The following is a 16,257-nucleotide window of genomic DNA, read 5'->3' on the forward strand; positions in this document are numbered from 1 at the left end:
CCTTGAAATTCCGGGCGCGCCACATGACGCGCTCTTTTTCGCGGCGCGATTATAGGAGCTGAGGAATCTCAAAATCGAAGCTGGACAATTTATGACAATTGACCGACGTTGTTCAAATTTGCCCTGAAAATGAAAACAGATTGGGGACTTTGATGTGCTCAGGCGGCCCGCGCCGCCATGCCGCCGATGCCCGCTGGCGACGTGCTCAGCCCCGTCGCGCCATCACGGCGGCTGGCCGCGATCAGCTCGGCCGCGCGCTCGCCGATCATCACCGTCGGCGCATTGGTGTTGCCGCCGATCAGCGTCGGCATCACCGAGGCATCGACGATCCGCAAGCCGCTCACCCCGCGCACCCGCAGTTGCGGATCGACCACCGAGCGAGCGTCGCCGCCCATCCGGCAGGTGGCCGCCGGGTGGTAGATCGTGTCCGCGTGCCCGGCGATGGTTTGGCGCAATTGCGCGTCCGACTGTCCCGCATGCGTGTACAACTCGGCGCCGCCATGCAGCGCGAGCGACGGCGCATCGAGAATGCGCCGCGCCATCTTCACGCCGTCCACCAGCAGATCGAGATCGCGCGCGTCGCTGAAAAAACGTGGATCGATGACCGGCGCGGTACGCGCATCGGCACTCGCGAGCGTCACCATGCCGCGGCTGTGAGGGCGCAACACGCACACGTGCAGCGAGTAGCCGTGGCCCCAATGCATGTGACGGTTGTGATCGTCGACGATCGCCGCGCAGAAATGCAGTTGCAGATCGGGCCGCGCGAGCGTCGGCCGGCTCTTCAGAAAACCGCCCGCCTCGGCGACGTTGCTCGACAGCATGCCGTGCCCGTGGCGCATGAAAGTGACGAACTGCGGCAGCATCCGCGCAATCCCGCGCACCGAAAAACCCGTCGGCTCGATCGACGCAACCCGCTTGTTGATCGTGAAATCGACGTGATCGATCAGGTTCTGGCCGACCTCCGGCGCGTCGTGCAGCACGGCGATGCCGAGCGATTGCAGATGCGCCGCCGGCCCGATGCCCGAGCACATCAGCAGTTGCGGCGAATTGAACGCGCCCGCCGCCAGCACTACCTCGGCGCGCGCTTCGAGCGTGTCGGTGCGGCCGCCGCGCACGATCTCCAGGCCGCTCGCGCGTTTGCCGTCGAAGTTGACGCGCAGCACGGTCGCATCGGCGATCGTGTGCAGATTGGAGCGCGCGCGATCGTAGATATAAGCGCGCGCGACGCTGCAGCGGCGGCCATCGCGCTGCGTCACCTGGTAGAAGCCGATGCCTTCCTGGTCCGCCCCGTTGAAATCGCGATTCGGTTGGTAGCCGGCTTCGAGCGCGGCCTGCACGAAGCGCGTCGAAAACGGATTGCGGTAGCGCAAGTCGGAAACGGTGAGCGGGCCGGCGTCGCCGTGCCACGCGTCGGCGCCGCGCTCGTTGCCTTCGGCGCGGCGGAAGTACGGCAGCACCTCGGCCCACGACCAACCATCGCAACCGAGCTGCGCCCATTCGTCGTAATCGAGCGGATGGCCGCGCGTATAGATCATCGCGTTGATCGCGCTCGATCCGCCGACGCCGCGCCCGCGCGGCTGATAGCCTTGCCGCCCGCCCAAGCCTGGCTGCGGCGTCGTCAGATAGCCGTAATTGGTTTTGAGTTTGTTGGGCACCACGGCCGCCACGCCGAGCGGCATGTTCACGAACAGATTGCGGTCAGTGTGCGGACCGGCATCGATCAGTGCGATCGTCGCATCGGGGCAGCTATCCGCGAGACGGCTCGCCAGCGCGCAGCCACCCGAGCCCGCGCCGACAATGATGTAGTCGTATTGCATCCGCTCCTCCTGAGGGGCCGCGTTGCTCGCGCACCCTGTCTCATGCACACTTGTCTACGTGTGTTTCAGCGGCATTGTAAGGAGCGCTCCAAGGCCGCGCCGCCTGCGCGCCAGAGCGATTCCTCTAAACGCAAGCGCGGCCGCGCCCCTATGATGAAAGACGCGCGCCCGCCCGCCAGCCGGCCGCGCACGTCATTCAAACAGGGCGCGGCCGGCGCCCTCCCCCAGCGTGCGGCACGACACGCGGCGATTAAACGGCACACCGTCGCAGCTCCCGTCGATCAGCACCGGCGAGCCTGCGGTGAACGGAGACAGCACATGGAACGGCATCACTTCGGCCAGACGCACGACGTGACGAATCAGGTCCCGCCGCTAGCGGACTACAACCTCTTTTCCAGCGACGTCGCGTTGTCCGCCGCCCTCGAACGCGACGGTGCCGGCTGGCATCGCGAAGCCCTGCTGCGGCATGGCGCGGCGCTCACCGCCCCCGAGACGCTGGCGCTCGCTGAACTGGCCAACCGTCACACACCCGAACTGTTCACGCACAGCCCGCGCGGCGAGCGCATCGACGCGCTGGAGTTCCATCCCTCGTGGCATACGCTGCTTTCGCTTTTGCGACGCGAGGGACTGCATGCGCTGCCGTTCTCCGATCCGCAAAACGGCGCGATGGCCGCACGCTGCGCCGGCTACTTTCTGCATGCGCAGCTCGAATCCGGTTCGCTCTGTCCGTTGACGATGACCTTCGCCAGCATCCCGGTATTGCAGCGCGAGCCCGGCTTGTTCGATACGTTGCGCGACAAGCTCTACTCCCGCGAGCACGATCCGCGCGACGTGCCGCTCACGCAGAAAACGTCCGCGATGATCGGCATGGGTATGACCGAGAAACAGGGTGGCTCGGATGTGCGCACCAACCAGACTCACGCGCATGCGCTCGCCGCCGGGGGGCGCGACGGCGCCTACCGGCTCGTCGGGCACAAGTGGTTTTTCTCCGCGCCGCAGTGCGACGCCCATCTCGTGCTCGCGCGCACCGACGATCACACCGGCCTGTCGTGCTTTTACGTGCCGCGTTTCGCGCCGGACGGCCGCAAGAACACCGTGCAGATTCAGCGTCTTAAAGACAAGCTCGGCAATCGCTCGAATGCGAGCAGCGAAGTCGAATTCCTCGACGCGTTCGGCGTCATGATCGGCGACGAAGGGCGCGGTGTGCCGACCATCATCGAAATGGCGAACTACACGCGGCTCGATTGCGTGATCGGCAGCGCGGCGTTGATGCGCGCGGCGCTGGTGCAGGCGATCCACCATGCGCGCCATCGCAGCGCGTTCGGCCGGCAGTTGGCCGACCAGCCGCTGATGCGCAACGTCCTGGCCGATCTCGCCCTGGAGTCCGAAGCGGCAACGGTGCTGTTCATGCGCCTCGCGCGCGCGTTCGAGGCATCCGCCGACGCTTCGTCCAGCTCACCCGCCGAGCGCGCGTGGCGGCGCATCGTCACGCCGGCGGCGAAGTACTGGGTTTGCAAGCGGGCGCTGGAATTCACCGGTGAGGCGATGGAAGTCTGGGGCGGCAACGGCTACGTCGAAACCGGTCCGATGGCGCGCTTCTACCGTGAAGCGCCGGTGAATTCGATCTGGGAAGGCTCAGGCAACGTGATGTGCCTCGACGTGCTGCGCGCGCTGGAGCGTGAGCCGGAGGCAGCGCAAGCGCTGTTCGCCGCGTGGCAGGCGCAGGCAGGCGCGCAGCCGGCGTTGCGCGCCGCGCTCGGCAAGCTGGCCGCCACGCTCAACGGCCCGGCCGATGAGCGCGAGGCGTCGGCGCGCCGGATCGCCCAGCAGATCGTGCTGATCGCGCAGGCCACGCTGCTCGTCGAACATGCGCCCGCCGCGATCGCCGACGCGTTCATCACGACGCGTCTCGCCGAGGGCTGCGGCGAAAGCGGCCGCGTGTACGGCACGCTGCCGGCCACGTTCGATCATGCGGCGATCATCGAACGCGCGTTTCCCGCGTGAGATTCGCGCCTACATCAATGTGAAACACTCGAAGCAGATACCGCCAGATCAATAAGCGCGACCCAACGCGCACCGCCATCCAATCAGGGAGTGGGCCCGCATGAAGAAGGATTTGCCCGAGCTCGCCGCGCTCGAAGCACTACTGCGCGATCAACGCGATGCCTACCTGCGCGCGCCGTACCCGTCGTGGGACACGCGCGCCACGCATCTGAAAGCGTTGCGCCAGGTCATGCTCGACAATCGCGACGCGCTCGCCGACGCGATGAGCGCGGACTTCGGCAATCGCGCGAAAGAAGAGGTGCTGCTCGCCGAGTTCCTGCTGGTGAAGGAAGAGATCGACGCCGCGCTCAGACACGGCAAACGCTGGATGAAACCGCAGCGCCGCAGCACCAGCAAATGGCTGCTGCCGGCGCGCGCGAAGGTCGTGCCGCAGCCGCTCGGCGTGGTCGGCATTCTCGTGCCATGGAACTATCCGGTGCTGCTTGCCGCCGGGCCGCTGATCAGCGCGCTGACCGCGGGCAATCGCGCGATCATCAAAATGTCCGAACTGACGCCGCGAACGTCGGCGCTGTTCAAGCAGCTAATCAGCCAGACCTTCGCGCGCAATCACGTCGCGGTGGTCAATGGCGACGCGACGCTCGGCGCCGCGTTCAGCGCGCAACCGTTCGATCACCTGCTGTTTACCGGCTCGACCAGGGTCGGCCACGAAGTGATGCGCGCGGCGGCCGAGCATCTGACGCCGGTCACGCTTGAACTCGGCGGCAAGTCGCCGGCGATCATCGGCGCGCAGGCGCGCTTTGACAACGCAGTCGACAACCTCGTCGCCGGCAAGACGTTCAACGCGGGCCAAACCTGCGTCGCGCCGGACTACGTGCTGGTGCCGCGCGGCACGGAGCAGGCGTTCATCGAGCGGGCGCGCGCGCGGATGGCGAAGATGTATCCCGCCTTTGCGACCAACCGGGATTACACGTCAATCATTTCGCCGCGCCACTTCGCGCGGCTCGAGCGTCTCGCCGACGAAGCCCGCGCTGGCGGCGCGCAACTGCATGCGCTGACCGACACCGCGCCCGATCCGGCGAGCCGCCGCTTCCCGCTGACCGTCGTCACGAACGCGCCCGACGAATGCGCGCTGATGCAGGAGGAAATTTTCGGGCCGCTGCTGCCGATCATCCCTTACGACACGCTCGACGACGCGATCGCGTACATCACCACGCGCCCTCGTCCGCTCGCGCTGTATCTGTACGCCGACGATGCGCCGACAATCGAACGCGTGACGCTCGAAACGATCGCGGGCGGCATGGCGGTCAACGAAACGCTGATGCACCTCGCGTGCGAAAGCCTGCCATTCGGCGGGGTGGGCGCGGGCGGAATGGGCGCGTATCACGGCTATGAAGGCTTCGTGACCTTCTCGAAGATGAAGCCGGTGCTGACGCAGTCGCGGCTGAACGCGCGCGGCTGGATCGCGCCGCCGTATGGCAGGCGGGTCAACGCGTTGCTGAAGTTGATGATGCGCTTCTGATCAATCCGTCCAGGCCGCGCAGAGCGGGCGCCGTCTAGCGCTGCGCCGTACCGCCCTCGATCTCGCTGGCCACCACGTCGGTCACGTCCTGCGCGGTGGCGCCGCCGTGTGCCGGTTCATCCTCGGCGCCGCTTTCCAGCCGATGCAGCCACGCGAGCAATTCCGCCACCGCCTGATAAAGCTGTGGCGGGATACGCGCGTCGAGGTCCACCTGCATCAGCAGCGAGACCATCTCGGGCGCCTCGTGGACATACAGGCCCGCTTCCTTGGCCCGCTGCACGATCATTTCGGCCAGCAGCCCATAGCCTTTGGCGACCACGCGCGGCGCGGGGTCGCCACTTTGCGTGTCGTAGACGAGCGCGGCCGCGGTGCGGCGGTGTGTGCGGCTCATCAGATATCCCAGTCGAAATCGTTGCCCGGCGCGGCTGGCGCGCGAGCGCCGCGCGTGTTGCGGCGGGCCGCCGTCGCGGCGTCGGCCGCCGGGCTCGCGGAGGTTGCGGAAGCCGACCCCGCCGTCGACGCCGAGCGCGCATAGGCCGATGCCGCGGCCTGCGCCTGCGCCGCGCTCGCCGCCGTGGCCGCGGCGCCAGGCACGCCACCGCCGATCTCGCGGATCGTCAGGCCGTTCAGTTCGATGCCCGCCGCGGCGAGCCGCTGCCGGAAGCTTTCCCCTTGCATCGCGAGCCGCGCCGCGCCGCCCGCACTCGCCTGCACGCGCGCCATGAGCCGCATGCCGGTCAGCGTCAATTCGGCGTCGACGGTGCCGAGCGTTGGAAGCGACAACGTCAGGCGCGTGCGCCAGGGCTGGTCATCCTCGCTCGCCATGCCGCCGCCGCTGCGGTCCCATTCGTCGCCGTCCTGCTCGATGGTCCAGTCGAGCCGCGCGCCCGGCCACGCTTCGCCGCTCCAGCGAAACTGCCCGGTCGCGAGCAGATCCAGTTGCTGCCTCACCAGCGGCACGGTCGCGGGATGCACCGCCGCGGCCATCGATGGCGAATTCTGCCCCGCGCCCGTGTCGGCGGTTTGCGCCGCCGCGCTGTGCAGCCCGGCATGCGCGGGTTGGCCGGCCAGGTCGGACAGCAAATCGGCCAGCACTTCACCGGCGACGAAACGTGCGGCCTGCGCGGTCAGGATCGACGGCATCGCGCGGGCCGTGGCGGCGTTCTCGGGTGCGCCGCCCTGCACGCCGCCATTGGAAGTAGTGCCGGTGCCTTGCCGCATCGAGCCGTTCGGCAGCGGCGCGTCGCCGTCTTCGTTGGTCCAGTCGAGCGGTAATTGCGCGGCCGCCACCAGCTTGTTTTGCGCCTCGTCGGCGAGGTCCGCCGGCGAGCGCTGGCCGGCCAGCCATTGCGCGAGATGAGCTTCGTAGAACAGACCGGTATCACTCACGGTCCGTTCGAGCGCGGCCGCGAGCGCCGCGACCGGCACCTGGGCTGCCGCGATACTGGCGGTGGCCGCAGCAGCCGTGGTCGTCGTGCCGGCAGTGGCGGGATTTCCCTTCAGCGTGGTGGACTCGGCGGAGGTGTCGAACAGCGGCAAGCCGCCGACTTCAATATCGAGCGCCGGTGCGGCCGGCCAGATCGGCGTCTGGCCGAGCACCGCCAGGGTGGCCTCGCCGCCCGCGTGCGCGATCGCATTGAGCGTCAGCGCGACGGCGGAAAGCGCGGTTTGCGCGGAAGGCGGCGGCGTGGACGGCGCGGCCGGGGATACCGTAATCGGCGCGGCATCGACACCCGCCGCACCGGTCTGCGAGGTGGCCGTACTGCCCGGCGCGATGTTGAGCAGACTGTCGACCCGGCTCGTAAGCACCGAAGCGATGGCCGTGTCAATTCCGTTCATGCCGATTCCTTGGTCACATTGGCGGCAGCGCGCTCAATCTCAAATCAGTCCGGTCTGGCTCCGCGATCCGGAGACGCGGCGTACGCACGCCGGCTCAGCGCGCGCCGTACAGTTCCTTGAGCACGCGCGTCGGCCGTCCGGCGAACAGCGCCGACAGGTTGGCCATGCACGGATTCGCCAGATCCCGGATGGCGGCGTCGTCCGCGAGAATCTGGCGGATCAGCGCGTATTTACGCAGACGCTCGGCGTCGTCGAGCTTCACATCGGAGTCGGCCTCCTTCAACGCTTCCACCAGATGCCGGTACTCCTCCTGCAAGTGGACCAGGTCGTTCCACAGTGCGCGCCGGGCAGCCGTCAGCATGCGGCAGGAAATCGCTGCGATCGCCTCGTAGCGGGCAAAATATTCTGCGTTCGATGTCATCTCATGCTTTCCGCGGCCGGCTGGGCTGCCATCCGCGCGATCTCCGGGCCAATGCCGATCCATGCTTCTTCGAGCGTCGCCAGCAGGCCGTCGACTTCGACGAGCATCGTCTCGCTCTGTTTGATATTGGCTTCGAGCAGCCGGCGCGCCATGTAGCTGTACAGCGCGTTCAGCCGCTCTGCAATCTCGCCGCCCACCTCAAGGTTGAGCGACTGCTGCAGCCCGCTTTCGACAATGCGAATCGCCTTGCTGATCGCCATGCCACGCTCGGCCACATTGCCTTGCTGCAAATGCATCCGCGCCTGCGCGATCGCCTGCCTTGCACCCTGGTACAGCAACACGATCAGACGATGCGGACTTGCGCCCATCACACTTGTCTCGACACCGACGCGTGCATACGCATTGGCTCCAGCGTGTCCTTGGGAAAACATCGGCGCTCCTCTTCTCATACAGACTGCGGTTTTGGTCGTGGCATGGCCGTTCGGAGCATCGCAGCGCCCGAAGTTGCCCTGTATCCGGGTTATCGGATACGCAACGACAAAGCTTTAGGCCGATGTAAGGAGGAATAAGGGGCGTATCGCGCACGAGCCTGCGCCATGGGCGACGGGGCTCGCCAGTCTCCATGGCGAACCACGCCGGCCGCATGCGGGCCGCAGCGACTGCGCCACGCCCGCGAAGGCGCGAACGCCAGCGAGTGCACCGCCGTCGCGGGCGGCGCTGCCGGCAGTCGAGCAAGCTCGTGCAGGCCCGCGCAGGTTCAGCCGGGCGAAGCCGCGGGCGGCTCGCTCAGACCGCCATCTGCGCGATGTCGTTGTAGGCGGAAACCAGCTTGTTGCGCACCTGCAGGCCGAACTGGAAGCCGACGTTGGCCTTCTGCATGTCGACCATGACGTCGTTCAGCGACACGTTCGACGAACCCAGTTCGAACGCCTGCGATTCGCCGATCGCGGTTTTCTGGTCGTTGCTGATCTTGTCGAGCGACGCCTTCAGCGCCGACGCGAAGCCGCCGGTGGTCGCCGCGCCGGACTGCTCGGCCGCCGGGGTCGTGCCGCCGGCCGCCTGCGCCGCCATCGCCTGCATCTGTTGCAGCGCCGACGAGAGCGCGTTCACGGGCATGGTCATGTTCTCTCCGTTGAATGAAGGACCGGCGGGTTATAGCCGCACTGCACAGCCGTACCGATCTGAACCGAAGCATAGCAAGCGCCCCCGTCGCAACAGCCCCGAAAGTAGAGGGGAAACCCCGCTCTATTCAAGCAATCGGGTTGAGCGGCGCTGCGGATAATTTCAAGGGTGAAAGTCTCTGTCCGTACGCCCGCCGACCCTCGGCGCGCTCAGGCGGCAGAACGCAAAGGCATCCCGGAGATACCCGACGCATGGATTCGTCAGCCAACTCTTTGATCAACCCCGACGCCCGCATGGGGCTGGCCGGCGCGCAGCCTGGCACCGGCGCGGCCGGCGCCGGCCAGGCCGGCGCCGACCTGGGCGGGCTCGGCGGCAACCTGGGCGGCATGGGCGGCAACTTCACCCAGCGTCTGTCGGGCCTCGCGCAGATGCGCGGCAACCCGCGCGCCCCGCTGATCTTCGCGGTCGCACTGCTGGTTGCGATCGTGGCGGGCCTGTTCCTGTGGTCGCGCGCGCCGGACTACAAGGTGCTGTTCAGCAATCTGTCCGACCGCGACGGCGGTTCGATCATCGCCGCGCTCCAGCAGGCCAACATTCCGTACAAGATCTCCGACAACGGCGGCGCGATCCTCGTGCCGGCCGAGCAGGTGCACGAGATGCGTCTGCGGCTCGCCTCGCAAGGCCTGCCCAAGAGCGGCTCGGTCGGCTTCGAGCTGATGGACAACCAGAAGTTCGGCATCAGCCAGTTCGACGAGCAGATCAACTATCAGCGCGCGCTGGAGGGCGAACTGGAACGCACGATCGAATCGATTTCGACGGTGAAGTCCGCGCGCGTGCATCTGGCGATTCCGAAGCCCTCGGTATTCGTGCGCGACAAGGAAGCGCCGTCGGCGGCCGTGCTGGTGAACCTCTATCCGGGCCGCGTGCTCGACGAAGGCCAGGTGGTCGCGATTACGCACATGGTGTCGTCGGCGGTGCCGGAAATGCCGGTGCATGGCGTGACGATCCTCGACCAGGACGGCAACCTGCTGACGCAGCCGACCACCGGCAGCGGACTCGACGCGACGCAACTGAAGTACCGCCAGCAGATCGAGCGCAACACGCAGCAGCGCATCAACGCGATCCTCGCGCCGCTGTTCGGCGCGGGCAACGCGCACTCGCAGGTCAGCGCCGACATCGACTTCTCGCACAGCGAACAGACTTCGGAAAACTACAGCCCGAACGGCAACCCGCAGCAGGCGGCGATCCGCAGCCAGCAGTCGAGCAGCGCCACCGAAATGTCGCAAGGCGGCGCTTCGGGCGTGCCCGGCGCGCTGTCGAACCAACCGCCGCAACCGGCCTCCGCGCCGATCACGGCGGGCAATGGCGCGAGCGGCGTCACGACCACGCCGGTCAGCGACCGCAAGGATTCGACCACCAACTACGAGCTCGACAAGACTGTGAGCCATGTCGACCGGCCGATGGGCGGTATCCGGCGTCTGTCGGTGGCGGTGGTGGTGAACTACCTGCGGGTGGCCGACGCGAAGGGCAATGTGACCATGCAGCCGGTCACCGCCGACAAGCTCGCGCAGGTCACGCAACTGGTGAAGGACGCGATGGGCTTCGACGCGGCACGCGGCGACTCGGTCAACGTGGTCAACAGCGCGTTCACCGCCGACATCGATCCGAATGCGAACCTGCCGTGGTGGCGCACGCCGGACATGCTGGCGCTCTACAAGCAGATCGCCACCTATCTCGGCATCGGCGCGGTGGCCCTGTTCCTCTACTTCGTGATGGTGAAGCCGGCCCTGCGCCGCGCTTTCCCGCCGCCGGAACCGGTCGCCGTGGCCGCGCTGGACTCGCCGGACGAGCCGGTTCTGCTGGACGGCATTCCGGCTGCGGAGCGCGATGGCGCCGTGGTCGAGATCGAGACCGACAGCGAAACGCTCGCGCTCGAAAACGCGAAACACAAATACGAGCGGAACCTGGAATTCGCGCGCAGCATCGCGCGCCAGGATCCGAAGATCGTTGCAACCGTCGTGAAAAATTGGGTGTCCGATGAGCGCTGAAGGCGTAGTGAAGAGCGCGCTGCTGCTGATGTCGATCGGCGAGGAAGAAGCCGCGCAGGTGTTCAAGTTCCTCGGGCCGCGCGAAGTCCAGAAGATCGGCGTCGCGATGGCCGCGCTGAAGAACGTGACCCGCGAGCAGGTTGACGAAGTCCTGCAGGAGTTCGTGAAGGAAGCGGAGCAGCACACCGGCATGTCGCTCGATTCGAACGAGTACATCCGTTCGGTACTGACCAAGGCGCTCGGCGACGACAAGGCCGGCGCGATCATCGACCGCATCCTGCAAGGCAGCGATACCAGCGGCATCGAAGGCCTGAAGTGGATGGATTCCGCGGCGGTCGCCGAGCTGATCAAGAACGAGCATCCGCAGATCATCGCGACCATCCTCGTGCATCTGGACCGCGATCAGGCGTCGGAAATCGTCGCCTGCTTCACCGAGCGGCTGCGCAACGACGTGCTGCTGCGCATCGCCACGCTCGACGGCATCCAGCCGGCCGCATTGCGCGAACTCGACGACGTGCTGACGGGCCTGCTGTCCGGCAGCGACAACCTCAAGCGCAGCCCGATGGGCGGCATCCGCACGGCGGCCGAGATTCTCAACTTCATGTCGAGCAACCACGAGGAAGGCGTCATCGAGAACGTCCGCCAGTACGACGCGGAACTTGCGCAGAAGATCATCGATCAGATGTTCGTGTTCGAGAACCTGCTCGATCTGGAAGACCGCGCGATCCAGCTGCTGCTGAAGGAAGTCGAGTCCGAGGCGCTGATCATCTCGCTGAAGGGCGCGCCGCCCGCGCTGCGCCAGAAGTTCCTGTCGAACATGTCGCAACGCGCGGCCGAACTGCTCGCCGAAGACCTCGATGCACGCGGTCCGGTGCGGGTCTCCGAAGTCGAAACGCAACAGCGCCGCATCCTGCAGATCGTGCGCAATCTGGCCGAGAGCGGTCAGATCGTGCTAGGCGGCAAGGCGGAAGATGCATATGTCTGATCAGAACTCCTCGGCGAAGGCAAGCCTCTCGGCCTACCAGCGCTGGGAGATGGCCTCGTTCGATCCGGTGCCGCCGGCGCCGCCGCCCGAGCCCGAAGTCGACGACGGCGCCGCGTTCGAAGCCGAACTGGAACGCCTGCGCGACGCCGCGCACGCGCAGGGCATCGCGTCCGGCCACGTGGCCGGCCAGGCGCTCGGCTACCAGGCCGGTTACGACCAGGGTCATGCGCAGGGTTTCGAGCAGGGCCAGAGCGAAGCGCGCGAAGAAGCGGCGCGGCTCGCCGCATTGGCGGCGACCTTCAAGACGGCGCTCGACGGCGCCCAGAGCGCGATCTCCGAAACGCTGGTCGCGCTGGCGCTGGACATCGCGCAGCAGGTGGTGCGCCAGCACGTGCAGCACGACCCGACCGCGCTGATCGCCGCCGCGCGTGAGGTGCTGGCCACCGAACCCGCGCTGGTCGGCGCGCCGGCCCTGATCGTGAGTCCCGCGGATCTGCCGGTCGTCGAGGCCTATCTGATGGAAGAGTTGCAAACGCGCGGCTGGACAGTGCGCACGGATGCGTCGGTCGAACGCGGCGGCTGCCGCGCCCAGGCCGGCACCGGCGAAGTGGATGCCGGCATCGACACGCGCTGGGAACGTGTCGCGGCCGCGCTCGGCAAGGTGAGCACATGGTGAAGCCGACCCTCGAAGAGATTCGCGCCAGCGACCTGACGCCGCTCGAACGCGAACTGGCGCTGGCGTCGTTCGGCGCCGAAGCGCTTGCGGATGTGAATGCGGCGGATGGGGTCATGCCCGCGGCGACCTCGGCGGCGACATCTTCGGTGACGTCCGCCGCGGCCGCGGTTGCCGCGATCGAAGCGGCCTTGCGCGACCCGGCTCACGCGCATCCGGCGACGGGCACCGCCGCGAGCCGTGATTCCGCCGCTCCAGGCGCTGCCTCCACTGCCGCCATCCACGCAGCCTACGACCCCGCGCTCGACAGCAACCCGCACATGCAAGCCTGGCGAGGCCGCCTCGACGCACTGCGCGCGCGCAATGCGATCGCGAAGCCGCTGCGCGCGTGCGGACGATTGACGCGCGCCGCCGGCCTCGTGCTCGAAGCGGTCGGCCTGCGCCTGTCGGTCGGCGCCGAGGTGATGATCGAACTGCCGCTCGGCAGTTCGCTGCCGATGGCCGAAGCCGAAGTCGTCGGCTTCTCCGGCGACAAACTGTTTCTGATGCCGACCACCGAAGTAATCGGCCTGCTGCCCGGCGCACGCGTCTATCCGCTCGAAAGCGCGCCGATCGCCGACCCGATGGCGGGCGCGAAACGTCTGCCGGTCGGCTGGGAATTGCTCGGCCGCGTGCTCGACGCGTCGGGCCGTCCGCTCGACGGACTCGGCCCGCTCGGTGCGCACGCCGACGCGCCGCTGTCCGCGCCGGTCATCAATCCGCTGAACCGCGAGCCGATTCACAAGGTGCTCGACGTCGGCGTGCGCGCGATCAACGCGCTGCTGACCGTCGGCCGTGGTCAGCGCATGGGGCTCTTTGCCGGGTCGGGCGTCGGTAAATCGGTGCTGCTCGGCACCATGGCGCGCTACACCAGCGCCGAGGTGATCGTAATCGGCCTGATCGGCGAACGCGGTCGCGAAGTGAAGGAATTCATCGAGCAGATTCTCGGCGAGGAAGGTCTCGCGCGCTCCGTGGTCATCGCGGCGCCGGCCGACGTCTCGCCGCTGTTGCGGATGCAGGCCGCGTCGTATTCCACTTCACTCGCCGAATACTTCCGCGACCAGGGCAAGCACGTGCTGCTGCTCATGGACTCGCTGACCCGCTACGCGATGGCGCAGCGCGAAATCGCGCTGGCCGTGGGCGAGCCGCCCGCCACCAAGGGCTATCCGCCTTCGGTGTTCGCCAAGCTGCCGGCGCTCGTCGAGCGGACCGGCAACGGCCCGGCGGGCGGCGGTTCGATCACCGCGTTCTACACCGTGCTGACCGAAGGCGACGACCAGCAGGACCCGATCGCCGACTCCGCGCGAGCGATTCTCGACGGCCACATCGTGCTGTCGCGCTCGCTCGCCGAGGCCGGCCATTATCCGGCGATCGACATCGAAGCGTCGATTAGCCGGGCAATGACCGCGCTGATCGACGATAACCATCTGAACAAGACGCGTATGTTCAAGCAGATGCTGTCGCGCTATCAGCGCAACCGCGATCTGATCAACGTCGGCGCGTATTCGAGCGGGCGCGACGCTGTGCTCGATCGCGCAATCGCGCTGTATCCGCGGATGGAAGCATTTTTGCAGCAAGGTTTTCGCGAATGCGCAAACTTTGAACCCAGCGTCGAGATGCTGGACGCACTGTTTGCCCAAGGAGGCTGACGATGGCGAAGCACTTTCCGATCAAGACGCTCATCGGCCTCGCGCAGGACGATGTGGACGCCGCCGCGCAGCGTCTCGGCCGCGCGCAGCGCGAGCGCAACGACGTCGAGGCGCAGCTCGATGCGCTCGTGCAGTACCGCGATGAATACCACTCGCGCTTCACGACGACCGCCCAGAGCGGCATGCCCGCCGGCAACATGCGCAACTTCCAGGCGTTCATCGACACGCTCGACGCCGCCATCGACCAGCAGCGCAATCTGCTCGCGACGGCCACCGCCCGTGTCGAAGCGGCGAAGCCCGACTGGCAGCGCCAGAAGCAAAAGCTCGGCTCCTACGAAGTGCTGCAGGCGCGCGGCGAAGCAGCCGAAGCAAAAACCGTCGCGCGGCGCGATCAGCGCGACGCCGACGAATTCGCCGCGCGGATTCTGCGCATGCGCGCCGAAGGCATCTGAGGGGGCGAGCGTCGCCCCGTCTCACCGACCACCCGTATGACAGATTGACAGGATTCCTTATGTCGCTTCTTTCACAGATCGGCTCACAAATCGGTTCGCTGCTCGGCTCCGCCGGCAACTCGTCGACCAGCGCGGCGATGGCCGCCGCGGCGAGCGCCAAGCCGTTCTCGCAAACCTTGCAGCAAAGCATCGACCAGCAGAGCAACGCGGCCGCGCAGAGCGCGAGCCAGCAGCAGGCTTCGTCATCGTCGGCGGCTTCGTCGAGCGTGCACGACGCGCCGCCGGCCGATTCCGCCACGCAACAGGCAAACGACGCGCAGAGCAGCAACAGCAGCAGCGACAGTTCGACGAACGCGGCTTCATCCACAACATCTCCGGATCACGCGCAGCAGGCGTCGAACGACAAAACCCCGACGACGCCGGCGAAATCCGGCAACAACACGACACCAGCTGATGCAGGCGCGGCTGCAGCGGCGGCCGCCGCACACGCGCAAGCTCAGGGCCAGGCGCAAGCTCAGGCCGACGCAAACAGCGCCACGACGACCACCGATCCCGCCACGGCCTTGACCGACGCCGCGGCCGCGCTGACCGGCACGGCCACCGCCACGACACCCGGCCTGGCGGCAGGCAAGAAAACCACCGCTACCGATCCGAAGTCGTTGCAGGACGCATTGCAGGCTGCGCTCGCCGCACTGGCGAGCGGCCAGGGCACGGTGCCGGCGCAGGCGCTGGCGAGCGGCGCGGCAGCGGCGAGCGGACTGGCGAGCGCGAACGGCGGGCTGAACGGCTCGGCGGACGGCAAGTCGCTCGCGAGCGGGCTATTCGGCGAAGGCAAGGGCTTGAACGCATCGAAGGGCGCCACGACGGCGACGGCTGCGCCGACGACGCTGACCGACCCGGCTGCGGCGGCCAAGTCAGCGGTTGACACGCTGACGGCCACGGCTGCTGGCGCTCAAACCGACAACCTGTCGTCCTTCAAGAGCGCGGCCGACGCGGCGACTGCGGCCCTGGCCGCCACGCAAGCCGCGGCGAGCGCCGCGACGACGGCCGCCGCCCAAAGCACAGGCACCGCGAGCGCGGCGGAAGCGGCGAACGCACTGGCGCCGCAGGTCGGCACGACCGACTGGGAAGAGGCGCTGAGCCAGAAGGTGGTGTTCCTGTCGAACGCGCATTCGCAGAGTGCCGAACTGACGTTGAACCCGAAGGATCTCGGCCCGCTGCAAGTCGTCTTGCAGGTCGCCGACAACCACGCGCATGCGCTGTTCGTTTCGCAGCACCAGTCGGTACGTGAGGCGGTCGAGGCGGCGTTACCGAAGCTGCGCGAGGCGATGGAATCGAACGGCATCGGGCTGGGCAGCGCGAGCGTCAGCGACGGCTTCGCGCGCCAGAGCAGCGGCCAGCAACAGAACGCCGATTCGGGCCGCACGGGCGGCAAATCCGGCAGCGGCGGCGGATCGTTTGGCGGCGGCACATCGGACACGATAGACACGGTGGCCAACGTCGCGGTGAAGCGCAAGGTTGGGCTGGTCGATACATTCGCCTGACGCCTGACGCTTGGCCGCGGAGCGGCCTTTGCATGCGACCTGCGGCCGTTCGCGCGCCAATTGCACGCGCGCGGAGGCCCGGGCTTTTCTTGACCTGAAAGCAGCCCCCAACGACTTCTCGATTCGAGGGCCCCTGAGCACTCCA

Annotated in this window: 14 protein-coding genes; 8 read left to right on the forward strand and 6 right to left on the reverse strand. The window is 67.4% G+C overall.

From position 1 onward, the window contains the following. Window positions 1-158: 158 nt before the first annotated feature. Window positions 159-1,817, reverse strand: a complete 1,659-nt coding sequence (locus B0G69_RS05485; RefSeq protein ID WP_121315974.1) for a GMC family oxidoreductase N-terminal domain-containing protein — start codon at window positions 1,815-1,817, stop codon at window positions 159-161. A gap of 318 nt (window positions 1,818-2,135) precedes the next feature. On the opposite strand from B0G69_RS05485, the gene B0G69_RS05490 reads away from it, so the two are divergent. Continuing rightward, window positions 2,136-3,821, forward strand: coding sequence for an isovaleryl-CoA dehydrogenase (locus tag B0G69_RS05490; protein ID WP_121315975.1), 1,686 nt, complete (start codon window positions 2,136-2,138; stop codon window positions 3,819-3,821). A gap of 100 nt (window positions 3,822-3,921) precedes the next feature. After that, window positions 3,922-5,340: a coniferyl aldehyde dehydrogenase gene (locus tag B0G69_RS05495; protein WP_121315976.1), complete on the forward strand. Its 1,419-nt coding sequence runs from the start codon at window positions 3,922-3,924 to the stop codon at window positions 5,338-5,340. Between the two features lie 34 nt (window positions 5,341-5,374). On the opposite strand, the gene B0G69_RS05500 is transcribed toward B0G69_RS05495, so the two are convergent. From B0G69_RS05500 to fliE, 5 genes are all read right to left on the reverse strand, one after another. Next, on the reverse strand, window positions 5,375-5,731 hold the full coding sequence (locus tag B0G69_RS05500; RefSeq protein WP_121315977.1) for an EscU/YscU/HrcU family type III secretion system export apparatus switch protein: 357 nt from the start codon (window positions 5,729-5,731) through the stop codon (window positions 5,375-5,377). Then, a complete protein-coding gene (locus tag B0G69_RS05505; protein ID WP_121315978.1) occupies window positions 5,731-7,179 on the reverse strand; it encodes a flagellar hook-length control protein FliK in 1,449 nt (482 codons plus the stop codon). The genes B0G69_RS05500 and B0G69_RS05505 overlap by 1 nt, the downstream gene beginning before the upstream one ends. Window positions 7,180-7,273: 94 nt before the next feature. Beyond that, the gene (locus tag B0G69_RS05510) at window positions 7,274-7,600 is read right to left on the reverse strand and encodes a flagellar protein FliT (RefSeq protein ID WP_121315979.1); all 327 of its coding nucleotides are present in this window, start codon (window positions 7,598-7,600) and stop codon (window positions 7,274-7,276) included. After that, on the reverse strand, window positions 7,597-8,031 hold the full coding sequence (gene fliS / locus B0G69_RS05515; RefSeq protein WP_121315980.1) for a flagellar export chaperone FliS: 435 nt from the start codon (window positions 8,029-8,031) through the stop codon (window positions 7,597-7,599). The genes B0G69_RS05510 and fliS overlap by 4 nt, the downstream gene beginning before the upstream one ends. A gap of 355 nt (window positions 8,032-8,386) precedes the next feature. Beyond that, on the reverse strand, window positions 8,387-8,722 hold the full coding sequence (fliE, locus tag B0G69_RS05520) for a flagellar hook-basal body complex protein FliE (protein WP_121315981.1): 336 nt from the start codon (window positions 8,720-8,722) through the stop codon (window positions 8,387-8,389). 251 nt (window positions 8,723-8,973) lie between these two features. Here fliE and fliF point away from each other — a divergent pair, with 251 nt between their 5' ends. The 6 genes from fliF to B0G69_RS05550 are packed head-to-tail and all read left to right on the forward strand — an operon-like array spanning window position 8,974 to window position 16,112. Continuing rightward, the gene (fliF, locus tag B0G69_RS05525; protein WP_121315982.1) at window positions 8,974-10,770 is read left to right on the forward strand and encodes a flagellar basal-body MS-ring/collar protein FliF; all 1,797 of its coding nucleotides are present in this window, start codon (window positions 8,974-8,976) and stop codon (window positions 10,768-10,770) included. Then, window positions 10,760-11,755: a flagellar motor switch protein FliG gene (fliG, locus tag B0G69_RS05530; RefSeq protein WP_121315983.1), complete on the forward strand. Its 996-nt coding sequence runs from the start codon at window positions 10,760-10,762 to the stop codon at window positions 11,753-11,755. The genes fliF and fliG overlap by 11 nt, the downstream gene beginning before the upstream one ends. Continuing rightward, complete coding sequence (fliH, locus tag B0G69_RS05535) at window positions 11,742-12,431, forward strand: flagellar assembly protein FliH (RefSeq protein WP_199731142.1); 690 nt, start codon at window positions 11,742-11,744, stop codon at window positions 12,429-12,431. The genes fliG and fliH overlap by 14 nt, the downstream gene beginning before the upstream one ends. Further along, a complete protein-coding gene (gene fliI, locus B0G69_RS05540; protein WP_121315985.1) occupies window positions 12,425-14,116 on the forward strand; it encodes a flagellar protein export ATPase FliI in 1,692 nt (563 codons plus the stop codon). Before fliH ends, fliI begins: the two co-directional genes overlap by 7 nt. Before the next feature lie 2 nt (window positions 14,117-14,118). After that, window positions 14,119-14,568, forward strand: a complete 450-nt coding sequence (gene fliJ / locus B0G69_RS05545; RefSeq protein WP_121315986.1) for a flagellar export protein FliJ — start codon at window positions 14,119-14,121, stop codon at window positions 14,566-14,568. Window positions 14,569-14,627: 59 nt separating this feature from the next. Then, complete coding sequence (locus tag B0G69_RS05550; protein ID WP_121315987.1) at window positions 14,628-16,112, forward strand: flagellar hook-length control protein FliK; 1,485 nt, start codon at window positions 14,628-14,630, stop codon at window positions 16,110-16,112. Window positions 16,113-16,257: the final 145 nt, after the last annotated feature.

It is taken from the genome of Paraburkholderia sp. RAU2J, from assembly GCF_003634845.1.
Lineage (GTDB): Bacteria > Pseudomonadota > Gammaproteobacteria > Burkholderiales > Burkholderiaceae > Paraburkholderia > Paraburkholderia fynbosensis.